Source organism: Brachybacterium epidermidis (genome assembly GCF_015209585.1).
GTDB classification, from domain to species: Bacteria; Actinomycetota; Actinomycetes; order Actinomycetales; family Dermabacteraceae; genus Brachybacterium; species Brachybacterium epidermidis.
The window spans coordinates 1-14,177 of record NZ_JADEYR010000022.1 but is presented as its reverse complement, the minus strand read 5'-3'; the positions used below and the strand labels follow the sequence as shown (position 1 = coordinate 14,177).

At 71.5% G+C, this 14,177-nt stretch carries 15 protein-coding genes and 1 pseudogene; 9 read left to right on the top strand and 7 right to left on the bottom strand.

Annotation, left to right across the window (positions count from 1 at the left end; genetic code table 11):
- The first annotated feature begins 3 nt into the window (after positions 1-3).
- From IOE58_RS13535 to IOE58_RS13520, 4 genes are all read left to right on the top strand, one after another.
- Positions 4-657, top strand: a complete 654-nt coding sequence (locus IOE58_RS13535) for a TetR/AcrR family transcriptional regulator (protein ID WP_193866885.1) — start codon at positions 4-6, stop codon at positions 655-657.
- Between the two features lie 10 nt (positions 658-667).
- Positions 668-898, top strand: coding sequence for a DUF3107 domain-containing protein (locus IOE58_RS13530; RefSeq protein ID WP_193866884.1), 231 nt, complete (start codon positions 668-670; stop codon positions 896-898).
- Between the two features lie 33 nt (positions 899-931).
- Complete coding sequence (locus IOE58_RS13525; RefSeq protein ID WP_193866883.1) at positions 932-2,611, top strand: metallophosphoesterase family protein; 1,680 nt, start codon at positions 932-934, stop codon at positions 2,609-2,611.
- 61 nt (positions 2,612-2,672) lie between these two features.
- Positions 2,673-4,397 (top strand): DEAD/DEAH box helicase, encoded by a 1,725-nt coding sequence (locus IOE58_RS13520; RefSeq protein WP_193866882.1) that lies wholly within the window; start codon positions 2,673-2,675, stop codon positions 4,395-4,397.
- 61 nt (positions 4,398-4,458) lie between these two features.
- On the opposite strand, the gene IOE58_RS13515 is transcribed toward IOE58_RS13520, so the two are convergent.
- Together IOE58_RS13515 and IOE58_RS13510 are read right to left on the bottom strand one after the other, a co-directional pair.
- Positions 4,459-5,088 carry a MarC family protein gene (locus IOE58_RS13515; protein ID WP_193866881.1) on the bottom strand — a complete coding sequence of 210 codons (630 nt, stop codon included), beginning with the start codon at positions 5,086-5,088 and terminating at the stop codon, positions 4,459-4,461.
- Positions 5,085-5,954 carry a PHP domain-containing protein gene (locus tag IOE58_RS13510; RefSeq protein ID WP_193866880.1) on the bottom strand — a complete coding sequence of 290 codons (870 nt, stop codon included), beginning with the start codon at positions 5,952-5,954 and terminating at the stop codon, positions 5,085-5,087. The genes IOE58_RS13515 and IOE58_RS13510 overlap by 4 nt, the downstream gene beginning before the upstream one ends.
- 37 nt (positions 5,955-5,991) lie before the next feature.
- Between IOE58_RS13510 and IOE58_RS13505 the strand changes: the two genes are divergently transcribed.
- The 4 genes from IOE58_RS13505 to IOE58_RS13490 are packed head-to-tail and all read left to right on the top strand — an operon-like array spanning position 5,992 to position 10,679.
- On the top strand, positions 5,992-7,554 hold the full coding sequence (locus tag IOE58_RS13505; protein ID WP_259890962.1) for an aminopeptidase P family protein: 1,563 nt from the start codon (positions 5,992-5,994) through the stop codon (positions 7,552-7,554).
- Entirely contained in the window at positions 7,551-8,864 is a 1,314-nt protein-coding gene (locus IOE58_RS13500; protein ID WP_193866879.1) for a magnesium transporter MgtE N-terminal domain-containing protein, read from the top strand. Before IOE58_RS13505 ends, IOE58_RS13500 begins: the two co-directional genes overlap by 4 nt.
- Positions 8,865-8,866: 2 nt before the next feature.
- Entirely contained in the window at positions 8,867-9,556 is a 690-nt protein-coding gene (locus IOE58_RS13495; RefSeq protein ID WP_193866878.1) for a DUF1003 domain-containing protein, read from the top strand.
- The gene (locus tag IOE58_RS13490) at positions 9,534-10,679 is read left to right on the top strand and encodes a P-loop NTPase (protein WP_193866877.1); all 1,146 of its coding nucleotides are present in this window, start codon (positions 9,534-9,536) and stop codon (positions 10,677-10,679) included. The genes IOE58_RS13495 and IOE58_RS13490 overlap by 23 nt, the downstream gene beginning before the upstream one ends.
- Before the next feature lie 61 nt (positions 10,680-10,740).
- Here IOE58_RS13490 and IOE58_RS13485 read toward each other — a convergent pair whose 3' ends face one another.
- A complete protein-coding gene (locus tag IOE58_RS13485; RefSeq protein ID WP_193866876.1) occupies positions 10,741-11,163 on the bottom strand; it encodes a twin-arginine translocase TatA/TatE family subunit in 423 nt (140 codons plus the stop codon).
- A gap of 166 nt (positions 11,164-11,329) precedes the next feature.
- On the opposite strand from IOE58_RS13485, the gene IOE58_RS13480 reads away from it, so the two are divergent.
- Positions 11,330-11,983, top strand: coding sequence for an O-methyltransferase (locus IOE58_RS13480; RefSeq protein WP_193866875.1), 654 nt, complete (start codon positions 11,330-11,332; stop codon positions 11,981-11,983).
- Positions 11,984-12,068: 85 nt separating this feature from the next.
- On the opposite strand, the gene IOE58_RS13475 is transcribed toward IOE58_RS13480, so the two are convergent.
- From IOE58_RS13475 to dapE, 4 genes and pseudogenes are all read right to left on the bottom strand, one after another.
- Positions 12,069-12,239, bottom strand: coding sequence for a DUF3117 domain-containing protein (locus IOE58_RS13475; protein WP_193866874.1), 171 nt, complete (start codon positions 12,237-12,239; stop codon positions 12,069-12,071).
- A gap of 59 nt (positions 12,240-12,298) precedes the next feature.
- On the bottom strand, positions 12,299-12,502 hold the full coding sequence (locus IOE58_RS13470) for a hypothetical protein (protein WP_193866873.1): 204 nt from the start codon (positions 12,500-12,502) through the stop codon (positions 12,299-12,301).
- Positions 12,499-13,233 (bottom strand): LOG family protein, encoded by a 735-nt coding sequence (locus IOE58_RS13465; protein ID WP_193866872.1) that lies wholly within the window; start codon positions 13,231-13,233, stop codon positions 12,499-12,501. Before IOE58_RS13465 ends, IOE58_RS13470 begins: the two co-directional genes overlap by 4 nt.
- Positions 13,234-13,258: 25 nt before the next feature.
- Positions 13,259-14,071: pseudogene (dapE, locus tag IOE58_RS13460) on the bottom strand (succinyl-diaminopimelate desuccinylase); the annotation flags it as partial.
- Positions 14,072-14,177: the final 106 nt, after the last annotated feature.

The window sequence follows — 14,177 nt, the reverse complement described above, 5'->3', positions numbered from 1 at the left end:
CCCATGTCACCCTCGGCCCGGATGCCGCGCGAGCAGCGTCGTACCCAGCTGCTGGAGACCGCGATCCCGATGTTCACCCAGAACGGCTTCCACGCCACGTCCATGGACGACATCGCCACGGCCGCGGGCGTCACCAAGCCCGTCCTCTACCAGCACTTCGCCTCCAAGGAGGACCTCTACGACGAGGTGGTGAAGGTGACCGGGCAGCGCCTGATCGAGGGCATCGCGGAGCTCGCCGACTTCGAGGGCACCACGCTCGAGCGGGTGCGAGCCGGTCTGGGGGGTTTCTACCAGTTGGTCACCGAACAGTCCGCGCTGCGGCTGTTCACCGGGCACGAGCAGGTCTCGGAGCAGATCTCCGCACGGGTCTCCGGGGTGCTGGACGAGATGGCGGTGTCACTGGCCACGGTGCTGCTGGCCGCCCGCAGCATGACCGACGAGCAGGCGCGAGTGATCGGTCGCGCGATGATCTCCCTGACGCAGAGCACCGCCGCGATGCTGGACGGCGCTGCCGAGCCCGACCGCGGGCAGATCCTGGACACCGTCACGGTCCTGGCCGTGCACGGGCTCACCGGCTTCGAGCCCCGCCCCGACGCCTCGGTGGCCGGGACGGTCTCCCCCGCGGCCGATGCCTCGCACCCAGGGACCGGCCGATAGACTCCGGGCCATGGAGATTCGCATCGGCATCCAGCACTCCCCCCGCGAGATCGTGATCGAGACGGACGACGCCGAGCAGGACCACGCCGGCCTGCTCGAGACGCTGTCCACCGCGATGGCGGAGGGCGCTCCGGTCACCCTGCGCGACGTCAAGGGCCGCAGCGTGCTGATCCCCGGTGGGAAGGTGGCCTACGCGGAGATCTCCACCGAGGAGCCGCGCCGCGTCGGCTTCCTGGGCTGACCGCCCTCCCGATCCCCGCTTGCTCGCCTCCCCATGAGCCGCGCCGTGCCCGTGGAACCGGACTCCCCGGTCGAGGACGCCCCGGTCGAGGACGCCCCGAAGCGGCGGCGGCGTCGCCTGCGCAGCGCGCGCCTGGCCCACATCACCGCCACCACGGTGGTGGCCCTGCTGGGCGCGGTGGTGGGCGTGCTGCTGGTCCCTCCCACGAAAGTGGACGTCGGTCCGCTGATCGCGACGGTGCACCTGCGCCCCTCCCTGGAGTCCGACACCGTCATCCTGCTGCCGCCGGTGGGTGAGGTGGCCTTCGACACCCACACCGCGCCGGTGCGGGTGGAGGCCCGAGTGCAGGGGGTGGACACGGAGCAGGCCGAGCAGCTGCTGTGGTCCTCCGAGGCCCGCGCGGAACTCACCCGCACCGTGCCGGAGGACCTCACCGGTGCCGCCGCGCGCAACGCAGCGCTGAACGCCCTGTTCGGGGCGGTGGGAGCGGGTCTGGCGGTGGGGCTCACCTTCCGCCGGCTGCGGCGCTCCGTGCTGGCCGCCGGCAGTGCGGTGGCCGTGGTCGCCGCCTCGGTGGGCGCGGTGTCCCTGACATTCCGGCCCGACTCCCTATACCAGCCGCGCTTCGAGGGCCTGCTCTCCCAGGCGGCGTACGTGGCGGACGTGGGGCAGGGCGCCCTGGCGGACTACAGCGGCTACCGCGACACGCTGGCCGAGTTCGTGGGGCAGGTCTCCGCGCTGTACATCGCGGCCGACTCCCTCTCCCCCGGCATCGGGTCCCAGGACCTGATCACAGTGCTGCACGTCTCGGACATCCACGACAACCCGCAGGCCTTCGACGTGATCGAGCAGCTGAACGGCCAGTTCGACATCGACGCGGTGATCGACACCGGCGACATCGTCTCCTGGGGCACCCCCTTCGAGCACGACCTGCTCAGCGCCATCGGCGACCTGGACGTGCCGTACGTGTACATCGCCGGCAACCACGACAGCTCGGTCACAGCCGCCACCGTGGCGGACCAGCCCAACGGGATCGTGCTGGAGAACGAGATCGTGGAGGTCGCGGGCCTGCGCATCGCCGGGGTCGGCGACCCCCGCTTCGCGGCCGACGACGACTCCGATGCCGGCGGCTGGCGCGAGGGCGATGCAGCGGTGCAGTCCTCCGTGTTCCAGCTGGGCGAGACCATCGTCGCCCACGACGAGGCGAACCCGGAGACCACGGTGGACCTGGCCCTGGTGCACGATCCCACGCAGCCCGAGGGGCTCGAGGGGCGCGTGCCGCTGGTGCTGTCGGGCCACATGCACACCTCCTCGGTGGAGCTGGACCGCGACGGCTCGGGCACCGACTGGATGATCGTCGGCTCGACCGGCGGGGCGCTGGGATCCGGCGGTGTGCGCCCCGTGCTGGACGGCGGTGAGCCGCTGGACCTCACCGCGCGACTGCTCTACTTCGATGCGGAGACCCGTCGCCTGGTGGCCTACGACGACATCGTGATGGGCGGCCTGGGCCTGGTGTCGATCTCGGTGCAGCGCACCCAGATGCCTGCCGAGGCGCCCGCGCTCGAGATCCCCGAGGACGCCGAGGCACCGCCCACGCCCACGCCCACCGATCTCGACATCGAGCCCGGCGAGGGCCTGCCCGACGAGGAGCGCGTGACCCCCACCGATCCCTCCGTGCCGATGCCCGAGGGCAGCGACGGCGGCGAGGGCTGACGTCCCCGGGCCGGTCGGGGCTACGATGCAAGGGCATATTCCATGACCAGAGAGTTGAACGGTGCCTGAATCCACCCCGCACACCGACGAGGCCGTGTCGGCCTCCCCCGCCGTCGAGCAGAGCTCCGGCACCCCGGATCCCCTCACGGAGCAGACCTTCGCGGACTTCGACGTCCGATCCGACATCATCGAGGCCCTGTCCTCCAAGGGGATCGTCCATCCCTTCCCAATCCAGGCCATGACCCTGCCGGTGGCCCTGCGCGGTCGCGACATCATCGGCCAGGCCAAGACGGGCACCGGCAAGACCCTGGGCTTCGGCATACCGCTGTTGCAGTCCGTGGTCTCCCCCGGTGAGGACGATCCCGAGGGCCGCCAGACCGGCAAGCCGCAGGCCCTGGTGGTGCTGCCCACCCGCGAGCTCGGGGTGCAGGTGGCCGAGGACCTCCAGGACGCCTCCGCCACGCGCACGGTGCGCATCCTCACCGTGTACGGCGGTCGCGCCTACGAGCCCCAGATCGAGGCCCTCACCCGGGGCGTCGACGTGGTGGTGGGCACTCCGGGCCGTCTGATCGACCTGATGCGCCAGAAGTACCTGGACCTCTCGCAGGTGCGGGTGGCGGTGCTGGACGAGGCCGACGAGATGCTGGACCTGGGCTTCCTGGAGGACATCGAGAAGCTGCTGCAGGCGGTGCCCACGCAGCGCCAGACCATGCTGTTCTCCGCCACCATGCCGGGGCCGATCCTGGCGCTGGCCCGCCGCTTCATGGTCCAGCCCACCCACATCCGCGCCCACGACCCGGGGGATCTCTCCCGCACCAAGGCCGACATCAAGCAGGTCGTCTACCGCGCCCACCAGCTGGACAAGATCGAGGTGATGGCCCGCGTGCTGCAGGCCCGCGGCCGCGGCCTGACGATCATCTTCATGCGCACCAAGCGCCAGGCGGACCGGGTGGCGGAGGATCTGGCCGCGCGCGGCTTCGCGGCCGCTCCGCTCCACGGCGACCTGGGTCAGGGCGCCCGTGAGCAGGCCCTGCGGGCCTTCCGCAACGGCAAGATCGATGTGCTGGTGGCCACCGATGTCGCCGCTCGCGGCATCGACGTGGACGACGTCACGCACGTGGTCAACTGGAACTGCCCGGACGACGACAAGACGTACCTGCACCGCACCGGCCGCACCGGCCGCGCCGGCAAGAAGGGCACCGCGATCACCTTCGTGGACTGGGAGGACCTGGCGCGCTGGGCACTGATCGCCCGGCAGTTGGGTCTGGAGTCCACCGAGGCGGTGGAGACCTACTCCACCTCGGAGCACCTGTTCAGCGACCTCGACATCCCCGAGGGAGTCAAGGGCACCCTGCCCAAGGAGCAGCGCACCCGCGCCGGGCTGAAGGCGGAGAAGCTGGAGGACCTGGGCGGTCGTGAGCCGGTCCGCGGCGATCGCGGGGACCGCGGCGGGCGCGGAGGCCGGGGCGGGCGTGAGGGCGTCCGCTCCCGCGACGACGAGGTGCTCTCGGAGCGCACCGTCGATCCCTCCGAGCGTCCGCGCCGCAAGCGCAGCCGTTCGCGCACCCGTCGGGTCGACGGGGAGGTCGTCTCCAGCGAGACCACCGGCGGCGAGCAGAAGCGCGAGCAGAGGGCCGAGGGCTCGACCGCGCGCGACGAGGAGAAGCAGGGCAGCGGCCGACCCCGTCGGCGCCGCTCGCGCGGCGGCCGGGGCCGTGGCCGCAGCGGTGGCGGCAGCGCCGGCGGCAGCAGCACCGGCGCGGAGGCTCCCGCGCAGGAGTCCTGACCCGACGAACCGCGCCTGAGAACCGGGATCCTCGCGCTGCCGAGGGTCCCGGTTCTCTGCATCAGCCCGCGACCAGGCCCCAGTCCACGAGAAACGAGCGCACGGCGTCGAAGATCATCTGGGTGGAGATCGCGGCCAGCAGCACCCCGGAGATGCGGGTGACCAGGGTGACCCCGCCCTGGCCCAGCACCCGCGCCACCAGGTCGGAGAACCGCATCGTCAGGTACATGGCCGCGGTCATCAGGATCATGGCGATCACCAGGGCGATGATCTTGGGACCCTCACCACTGGCCTCCTCCACGAACAGCATCATCGCCACGATCGCGCCGGGCCCGCCCAGAAGCGGGGTGCCCAGGGGCACCAGTGCGACGTTCACGCCGTCGCTCGAGGCCATCTCCCCCTCCATGCCCGCCAGCAGCTGCAGGGCCACGATCAGCAGCAGCAGGCCGCCGGAGAACTGCAGGGCGGGCAGGGAGATGTGCATGTAGTCCAGGATGAACCGGCCGAACAGGGCGAAAACCCCGATGATCAGCACGGCCACACCGACCGCGACCATGGCGGCCCGCGACCGCTGCTTCGCGGTCATGGTGCTGGTCAGCGACAGGAAGATGGGGACGATGCCCGGGGGGTCGATGATGACGAAGAGGGTGACGAAGACTCCCGTGAGGAAGCTCAGATCGACCATGTTCACGGACGGATGACCTCTGTGGTGCTCGTGGCGCGATGGGCGATCGCGTCCAGTACATGCGGCTGCGTGAGGTTCTCCCCGAGCCGGTTGGGTTTGCCCGCGCCATGGTAATCGCTGCCGCCGGTGATCAGGAGCCGGTGGGCGCGGGCGAAGTCGCGCAGTCGCGCCCGGGTGCCCGGGTCGTGCTCGCGGTGGTCCACCTCCAGGCCCGCCAGGCCCGCCGCCACCATGGCCTCCAGCAGGCCCAGGGGCAGCTCGCCGTCGCGGGAGACGGAGCCGGGATGGGCGAGGACCGGGACCCCGCCGGCGTCCAGGATCGCTCTGACCGCGACGGTCGGGGCGGGGGCGTAGTAGCGCACGTAGTAGGGCCCGGAGGGGTGCAGGATCTGCTCGAAGGCCTCGGCGCGGTCGCGCACCACGCCGCTGCTGATGAGCGCGTCGGCGATGTGGGGGCGCCCCACGGTGGTGGTCTCCCCCGCCACCTGGGCCCGCACGTCCTGCCAGGTGATCGGGTGGTCGGCGGAGATGGCCTCCACCATGCGCTCGGCCCGCTCGGTGCGGGAGCGGCGAGCGCGGTCCAGCTCGCGCGCCAGGTCGGTGTGCGGGGAGGGGTCCACCAGCAGGGCGAGCACGTGCACGCTGAGGCGCTCGTGCTCGGCGGAGACCTCGATCCCGGGGACCGCGACGACTCCCGTGCGCGCGACGGCCTCGGGCAGCTCCTGCCAGCCGGCCACCGTGTCGTGGTCGGTCAGGGCGAGCGCCGACAGGCCCTCCTGAGCCGCCTGTGACCACAGCTCGTGGACGCTCTGGGTGCCGTCGGACCAGCTGGAATGCGCATGGAGGTCGATGCGGGCGGGGTGAGCGGGCATACGGCCAGCGTAGTGCGCCTCGTGAGAGTATCGGAGGGTGAGCAACGAGAACCCCCACAGCACAGACAGCCCCCTCAGCACCACGACGCCCCAGGAGCGCGGCACCAGCCCCGAGGAGCTCTCCTCGCGCGGCGACACCCGCTCGCAGCGACCCACCAGCGAGGCCTTCCGCGAGTTCATCGCCTCCGGTTGGGACGAGACGGTCCCCGACGCGGAGCGTCTCGAGGCCGCCGCGCACACCCCGGCCCGCCGCGACGCCCTGGTGCAGGCGATCCCCGGCACTCGCCTGGTGCTGCCCGCGGGCGTGCTGAAGGTGCGCTCCAACGACACCGACTACCCCTTCCGTCCGGACACCGCCTTCGCCTACTACACGGGCCTGGGCACCGACGAGGAGCCCGACAGCGTGCTGGTGGTGGAGCCCTCGGCCGAGGATCCTGCCGTCGCCGAGGCCACCTACTTCTTCCGGCCGCGCGCCGGCTTCGACTCGACGGAGTTCTACGCGGACTCCCGCTACGGGGAGATGTGGGTGGGGCGCCGCCCCACCCTCGCGGAGGCCTCCCAGCGCCTGGGCATCGAGGTGCGGCACATCGACGAGCTGCGCGACCACCTGGCCAAGGACGTCGGCGCGAGCCTCTCCCTGTCGGTGATGCCGCAGGTGGACGCAGCCGTGGAGGAGATGGTCCAGGAGATCCGTGAGCAGAACGGGCTCCCCGGCGGGGAGGACGCCCGCCGCGAGTTCGACCGCCTCCAGGAGGTGTCCAGCGAGCAGCGCCTGGTCAAGGACGCCTATGAGATCGCTCAGATGCGCGAGGCGGTCGATGCCACCATCCGCGGTTTCGAGGACGTGGTGCGCCACCTGCCCGAGGCGGTGGGCCACCGCCGCGGCGAGCGCGTGATCGAGGGGGTGTTCGCCCGCACCGCCCGGGCCGACGGCAACGGGGTGGGGTATGACACCATCGCCGCCGCCGGCGACCACGCCTGCACCCTGCACTGGATCCGCAACGACGGCGCCGTGCAGGAGGGCGAGCTGGTGCTGATCGACGCCGGCGTGGAGGTGGACTCCCTGTACACGGCGGATGTCACTCGCACCCTGCCGGTCTCCGGCACCTTCACCCCGACCCAGCGCAAGGTCTACGACGCCGTGCTGGAGGCGGCCGATGCGGTGTTCGCGGTCGCTCGCCCCGGGCTGCGGTTCCGTGATCTGCACGCCACCGCGATGGACGTGGTGGCCCGACATCTGGAGGGCTGGGGGCTGCTGCCGGGCTCGGCCGAGGAGTCGCTGTCCCCGGAGGGTCAGTGGCACCGGCGCTGGATGGTGCACGGCACCAGCCACCACCTGGGCATGGACGTGCACGACTGCGCGAAGGCGCGGCGCGAGATGTACCTCGATGCCGAACTGGTCCCGGGCATGGTGTTCACGATCGAGCCGGGCCTGTACTTCAAGGAGAACGACCTGCTGGTCCCCGAGGAGCTGCGCGGCATCGGTGTGCGCATCGAGGACGACGTCCTGGTCACCGAGGACGGAGTGGAGAACCTCTCGATCGCACTGCCCCGTCGGGCCGAGGAGATCGAGGCCTGGATGGCTACGCTGAAGCCGTGAGCTCCAACCCGCACCAGCGCTTCTACGCCGCCCGTCTCGCCGGCACCGCCGTCTTCGATCCCCTCGGGGACGCGGTGGCGAAGATCCGCGACGTGGTGGTGGTCCCCCAGCCGCGCACCTCGGCCCGCGCGGTGGGCTTCGTGGTGGAGGTGGGCGGCAAGCGCCGGGTGTTCCTGCCGATCACCCGGGTCACCTCCATCAATCCCGGCCAGGTGATCTCCACGGGCCTGCTGAACGTGCGCCGCTTCGAGAAGCGGGCCGGGGAGCTGCTGGTGATCGGGGATCTGCTGGACCGCGTGGTGACCCTTAACGATGGCTCCGGTGAGGCCACGGTGGAGGACATCGCCCTGGACCGCAACCGGCAGCGCGAGTGGGAGCTGTCCCGCCTGCACGTGCGCCGGCTACGCAAGGGTGGCTCGCTGAGCCGCCTGATGTCCCGCGGGGAGACCCTCACCGTGGGGGTGTCCGAGGTGACCGGGCTGTACGGCACGCAGGCGGAGCAGTCCGCCGCGCTGCTGGCGGCCTCCTACCAGGACCTCAATCCCGCGGACCTCGCGGAGATCATGCAGGAGCTGGACGCCAAGCGGCGCATCGAGCTGGCCGGGGAGCTGGCCGACGAGCGACTCGCGGACGTGCTGGAGGAGCTGCCCGAGGACACCCGGGTGGAGATGATCACCGGGCTGGAGGCCAAGCGCGCCGCGGACGTGCTGGACGAGATGGACCCCGATGATGCCGCGGACCTGATGCAGGAGCTGCCGGATGCGGTGGCCGAGAGCCTGCTGGACCTGATGGAGCCGGAGGAGGCGGAGGACGTCCGTCGTCTGCTCGCCTACGACGTGTACACCGCCGGCGGCATGATGACCACGGAGCCGCTGATCGTGGCCCCGGAGACCTCGGTGGCGCACTGCCTGGCGATGATCAGCCGCGAGGAGGTGCATGCGGCACTGGCCTCCACGGTGCACGTGTGCCGTGCACCGCTGGAGACCCCGACGGGGCGCCTGCTGGGCATCGTCCACTTCCAGCTGCTGCTGCGGGAGCGGCCGGACCGCTCGGTGGGAGAGATCCTGGACTCCGACCGCGTGGTGGTCTCCCCGTCGAGCCCGCTGTCGGAGGTCACCCGCGAGATGGCCACCTACAACCTGGTGTCGATCCCGGTGGTGGACGAGAACGGCCACCTGCTGGGGGCGGTCACGGTGGACGACGTGCTGGACCACGTGCTGCCGGACGACTGGCGTGAGCAGGACGAGCCCCCCGTCACCACCGGTCAGATCGACCTGTCCGAGATCGCGCGCGGAACCGAGAGGACGTGACCATGGCCGAGCACACCCCTCCCCCTCTCGACGATCCCTCGCCCCGCCGCTCCCCGCGCTGGCACAACCCCCTGCGCGGCGACGCCTTCGGTCGCGGCGCGGAGGCCTTCGCGCGGATGATGGGCACGCCCGCCTTCCTGGTGGGCATGACGATCTTCTGCGCGGTGTGGCTGACCTGGAACTCGGTGATGCCGGAGTCGGCCCAGTTCGATCCGCGGGCGCTGAACTTCACGCTGCTCACGCTGATCCTGTCGCTGCAGGCCTCCTACGCCGCTCCCCTGCTGCTGCTGGCGCAGAACCGGCAGGACGACCGCGACCGCGTGCAGGCCGAGCAGGACCGCCAGTCCAACGAGCGCAATCACGCCACCACCGACTTCATCACCCGGGAGATCGCCTCGCTGCGCATCGCCCTGAACGACGTGGCCACCCGCGACTACGTCCGCAGCGAGCTGCGGGACCTGCTCGAGGAGCTCGAGGAGGGCCGCGAACGGGAGCAGCAGGACCTCGCGCAGCTGCGCGCCGTGCTGCGCGAGGAGGTCACGGCGGCCCTCGCGGAGCGCTCCGGCGCCGCCCCTCTGCACAGTCGACCCCTTCCGCCGCGCCGACCCTCCGCCCCTCCACCCACACCGCCCCCTCCACCCACACCGCCCCTGAGGAGCCCGAGCAGCCGTGACCACGCAGCACTCCCATGACGAGCGCGTCGAGAAGATCCGCGAGGCGCTCGGCGGGGTGATGGATCCCGAGATCCACCAGCCCATCACGGACCTGGGGATGGTCGACGAGATCACCGTGGACGCCGAGGGCGTGGCCCGGGTGCAGGTGCTGGTGACCATCGAGGGCTGCCCCATGCGGGACCGCATCGAGCGGGAGACGGCCGAGGCCGCTGCCACCGTGCCGGGCCTGTCACGGGTGGAGGTGGACTCCCGGGCGATGAGCGAGGAGCAGCGCCGCGAGCTCACCTCGCGCCTGCGGCAGGGCCGCCGCCAGATCCCCTTCAACAAGGAGGGCTCGCTCACCCGCATCTTCGCTGTGTCCTCCGGCAAGGGTGGGGTGGGCAAGTCCACCGTGACCGCGAACCTGGCCGCGGCGATGGCCGCGCAGGGGCTGCGGGTAGGGGTGATCGACGCGGACATCCACGGCTTCTCGATGCCCGGCATGTTCGGCATCACCGAGCAGCCCACCAAGGTCTCGGACCTGCTGATGCCGCCGCAGGCGCACGGCGTGGCGGTGATGAGCATCGGCATGTTCGTGCCGGAGGGGCAGGCGGTGGGGGGGCGCGGCCCGAAGATGCACCGAGCGATCGAGCAGTTCGCCTCGGACGTCTACTGGGGCGACCTGGACGTGCTGCTGCTGGATCTGCCTCCGGGCACCGGTGATGTGGCGATCTCGGTGGCGCAGCTGCTGCCGGGGGCGAAGATGCTGGTGGTGACCACCCCGCAGCAGTCCGCCGCCGCGGTCGCCGAGCGCGTGGGGTCACTCGCGACGGCGACGGGCCAGGAGATCGCCGGGGTGGTGGAGAACATGGCCGGGCTCACGCTGCCGGACGGCACGGTGATGGACGTGTTCGGCCGCGGCGGCGGGGACCGGGTGGCGCGGACCCGCGCCGGGGCCGGGAGGCGCCGGGGGCGGGTGGTGGGGCGGGGGGCGGTGGAGCCAGCACTGCGCGAGGGCGCGGATGCGGGCGGGCCGCGGGTGCTGGCGGAGCGCGACTCCCCGGCAGCGGCGGAACTGATCCGCATCGCGCGTGCCCTGACGCATCAGCCGCGCGGGCTGGGAGGGATGAAGCTGCCGCTGTCGGTCTCCGGAGGGCGCTGAGCCCCGGGGACCGTGCACCGGGCGCTCAGGTGGCCACGGGAGCTCAGGTGGGCACGGGGTCTCAGGTGGCCTCGGGGTCGAAGGGCGCCCGCTTCGGGCCCTCGTTCTTCGTCGCCTTCTTCGAGCCGCCGCCCTTGGAGCTGCGGGAGCTGCTGCGGGAGACGGCCGCCCCGGCGGTCGCGCCACCGGCCACGCTCATGGCCTCCTTGGAGGGCAGGATGTCCTCGATGTCGGTGTCGCCCCAGGCCTCGCGGATGATGCGGCGCGGATCGTACTGGCGCGGATCGTACTTGCGCAGGTCGTCGATGGCGATGCCCATCTCGTCCTCGACCGTGGCGCGGGAGTCCTCCACCCAGCGGCGCACATCGCGCACCCAGCGCACGATGTTGCGGGTGTACTCGGGCAGTCGCTGCGGGCCGATGATGATCAGGAAGATCAGCAGCAGGACGAGGGGCTCCCAACCGCTCAGACCCAGAAAGCTCACGCTGCCACCCGTTCCCGGCCGGCGCTGCGCCGACCTCGCTCGCTCACGCCCGTGCGGCGCGATACTGCCGGTTCATTATGGCAGAGGCGACTGGCCCCCCGGTGCGCGAGGGACGCCGCGCCTGACGTACCCTGAGCTGATCCGTCCCCGAATGGAGGAGACACCGATGGCATCGGGAAAAGTGGCCGGCTGGGCCCACGCCGAGGAGTTCGTCGAGGAGACCGAGCTCTTCGCCGACGAGGGCGTGCTCGCGCGTGCCCGTGAGCGCGGTCACGAGCTGGGCGCTCCCCCGGTGCTGCCGGGCGCGGGCGCGCTGATGCGCCTGCTGGCGGCCTCGGTCAACGCCCGTGCTGCGGTGGAGATCGGCACCGGCAGCGGCGTGGGGTCGCTGTACCTGCTCTCGGGCATGCACCCCGACGGCGTGCTCACCACCATCGACCCTGAGGTGGAGAACCAGCGTGCGGCCCGCGAGTCCTTCGCAGAGGCGCAGATCCGCTCTCCGCGGGTGCGGACCATCGCCGGGAACCCGCGCGAGGTGATCGGGCGCCTCACCGATCACGCCTACGACCTGGTGAGCTTCCCAGCACACCTGCCGCACGCCCTGGACCTGCTGGAGCATGCCCGGCGACTGCTGCGCCCGGGCGGCGTGCTGGTGATCCCGCACGCCCTCTACCACGACCGGGTGGCGGACCCGGCCGCACGTGATGCCACCACCCAGTCGGTGCGGGCGGTGCTGCGGGCGGTCGCGGAGTCCGAGGACCTGGTCTCCGCGCTGACCGGCAGCGGCGACGGCGTGCTGGCGGCGGTGCTGCGTCCCTGACACCTCACGCCTGATCAGCGCCGCCACCGGGATGCACGACGGCCCCGCACCTCGTGGTGCAGGGCCGTTCGTCCGGGCTGGTGCCTCAGGCCTTGATGACGCCCTCGAGGGCGTCGCGCAGAGCCGCGGCCTCCGACGCGTCGATCTCGACGACCAGTCGGCCGCCCCCCTCGAGCGGGACCCGCATGATGATGCTGCGGCTCTCCTCCACGACCTCGAGCGGACCGTCTCCGGTGCGCGGCTTCATAGCAGCCATGGTGTCCTCCTCTAGATGTCGCTGACCCTGGCAGTCAGCGCGCGTACCCGCCCATTATCTCAGGTCTCGGCACCTGGTCCCGCGCGATCGACCTGAGCGGTCCCGGAAGCGGCCGCCCGCCGTCGCCGCCGACGGGGGCCGCGGGGCCTGCGGGGCAGGTCGATCCCCTGCCCCAGGCGGCCCGTGGCGACCAGCACCATCAGCACCGCCACCAGAGCGGCGACGCCCAGCAGGAGCAGCACCATGGGGCTGACAGCGGTCATCGGCCGGTGAACTCCTGCAGCACCGCGAGGGCCTCCTCGGGGGTGTCCACCACGCGCATCAGGTCCACGTCGGTCGGGGCGATCATGCGGCCGTCGGCGACCGCGCCGGAGAGCCAGTCGATCAGGCCCTGCCAGTAGGAGCGGCCCACCAGCACGACGGGGAACATCTCGATCTTGTGGGTCTGCATCAGGCACAGCGCCTCGAACAGCTCGTCGAAGGTGCCGAAGCCGCCGGGCATCACGATGAACCCGCTGGAGTACTTCACGAACATCGTCTTGCGGACGAAGAAGTACCGGAAGTCGACCCCGAGGTCGACGTACTCGTTCAGGCCCTGCTCGTGGGGCAGCTCGATGCCGAGCCCCACGGAGACGCCGCCGGCCTCGCGGGCACCTCGGTTGCCGGCCTCCATGATGCCGGGGCCACCGCCGGTGATCACGGAGTACCCCATGTCCACGATGCCGCGCGCGATCTGGCGGGCGCACTCGTAGTCCGGGTGGCCCTCCCGCACCCGGGCGGAACCGAAGATGGAGAACGCCGGGCCCAGCTCCGCGAGCGCCCCGAAGCCCTCGACGAACTCGGCCTGGATGCGCATCACTCGCCAGGGGTCGGAGTGGACCCAGTCGGCCGAGCCGCCCTTCTCCAGCAGGCGCTGGTCGGCGGTGGTGGTGGGACGCTGGCTGCCGCGGAGGGTCACGGGGCCCTTGCGGTGCGGATCTCGTTCCGGATTCATGGGGGAAGCGTAACGGCCCGCCCCGTCAGCCGGCTGTCGAGGTCAGGAAGCGCCGCAGGGCGGCGAGAGAGGCGTGCAGATCCTCGATCGGGACGTGCTCGTCATCGGTGTGGGCCAGCAGCGGGTCCCCGGGGCCGAAGTTGACGGCGGGGGTGCCCAGGGCGGCGAAGCGGGACACGTCGGTCCAGCCCTGCTTGGCATCGACCCGCACGTCCTGGCCGAGGGCCTCCAGGAAGGCGCGGGCGGGCGCCGTGTCCAGCCCGGGAAGGGCGCCGGCGGCGGCGTCGAACCCCTCGATGTCGACATCGAGGCCGGCCAGCACCTCGCGCACATGCGCCTCGGCCTGCTCGATGGTGGTGTCGGGAGCGAAGCGGTAGTTGACGTCGATGCGGGCGCGATCGGGGATCACGTTGCCGGCGATGCCGCCGCTGATGCCGACGGCGTTGAGTGCCTCGCGGAACTCGAGCCCGTCGATGACGGCGCGGCGCGCCTCGTAGGCGGCCAGCCGCTCGAGCACGGGGGCGAGCTTGTGGACGGCGTTGTCCCCCACCCAGTCTCGGGCGGAGTGCGCGGCGATACCGCGGGTGGTGACGGCGAGCTTCATGGTGCCCTTGCAGCCGCCCTCGACCCCGGCGGAGGTGGGCTCGCCGAGGATCGCGAAGTCCCCGGCGAGGTACTCGGGGTGCTCGGCGGCGATGCGGGTGAGGGAGTTGTCGGCCGCGGCGACCTCCTCATGGTCGTAGAAGATCCAGGTGAGGTCCATGGGGGCGGCGTCGGCCTCCACGGCCAGCTTCAGCAGCACGGCCACCCCGCCCTTCATGTCGCAGGTGCCGCCCCCACGCCCCTTTCTCTTATACACATCTAAAAAAAAACCTACTACGGCACATAAAGATACCACTGACCATCAGATATCCTACACTACTCACACGACTCACTCGCCATGT

Coding starts and splice junctions, on each gene's coding strand:
- IOE58_RS13495 (WP_193866878.1), top strand. CDS start 8,867: ATGGCCGAGCACACCCCTCCCCCTCTCGACGATCCCTCGCCCCGCCGC.
- IOE58_RS13525 (WP_193866883.1), top strand. CDS start 932: ATGAGCCGCGCCGTGCCCGTGGAACCGGACTCCCCGGTCGAGGACGCC.
- IOE58_RS13530 (WP_193866884.1), top strand. CDS start 668: ATGGAGATTCGCATCGGCATCCAGCACTCCCCCCGCGAGATCGTGATC.
- IOE58_RS13535 (WP_193866885.1), top strand. CDS start 4: ATGTCACCCTCGGCCCGGATGCCGCGCGAGCAGCGTCGTACCCAGCTG.
- IOE58_RS13470 (WP_193866873.1), bottom strand. CDS start 12,502: ATGACCGCTGTCAGCCCCATGGTGCTGCTCCTGCTGGGCGTCGCCGCT.
- IOE58_RS13465 (WP_193866872.1), bottom strand. CDS start 13,233: ATGAATCCGGAACGAGATCCGCACCGCAAGGGCCCCGTGACCCTCCGC.
- IOE58_RS13480 (WP_193866875.1), top strand. CDS start 11,330: ATGGCATCGGGAAAAGTGGCCGGCTGGGCCCACGCCGAGGAGTTCGTC.
- IOE58_RS13510 (WP_193866880.1), bottom strand. CDS start 5,954: ATGCCCGCTCACCCCGCCCGCATCGACCTCCATGCGCATTCCAGCTGG.
- IOE58_RS13475 (WP_193866874.1), bottom strand. CDS start 12,239: ATGGCTGCTATGAAGCCGCGCACCGGAGACGGTCCGCTCGAGGTCGTG.